The organism is Massilia genomosp. 1 (assembly GCF_011682185.1).
Classification (GTDB): Bacteria; Pseudomonadota; Gammaproteobacteria; order Burkholderiales; family Burkholderiaceae_D; genus Telluria_A; species Telluria_A rubra.
Map to the genome: position 1 here is coordinate 1 of NZ_WHJF01000552.1, position 281 is coordinate 281.

The 281-nt window shown below is 66.2% G+C and carries 1 protein-coding gene; it reads left to right on the forward strand.

Going from position 1 to position 281, the window contains the following annotated elements:
• On the forward strand, nucleotides 1-281 hold a 281-nt coding region (locus F1735_RS34855; protein WP_167241621.1), incomplete at both ends, for a DUF3570 domain-containing protein.

Below are 281 nucleotides of genomic sequence, written 5' to 3' on the forward strand. Positions count from 1 at the left end.
GTCACGCAGGGCATGGGACCGAACGACCTGGCGCAGCTGACCGTGACCCACAACCGTGGCCACGGCTATTTTTCGGACCCGTACAAGGCGTTCGACAACCGCCCGCGCCAGCGCAACCAGAGCACGCTGATGGGACGCTGGAACCATCACCACGCCGCCACCGGCGGCACCAGCCGCGTCAACTACCGCTATTACACCGATAACTACGGCATCCGCGCCCATACCTTCGGCGGCGAGTACGTACAGCCGGTCGGCCAGGGCTGGATCGTCACCCCGTCGGC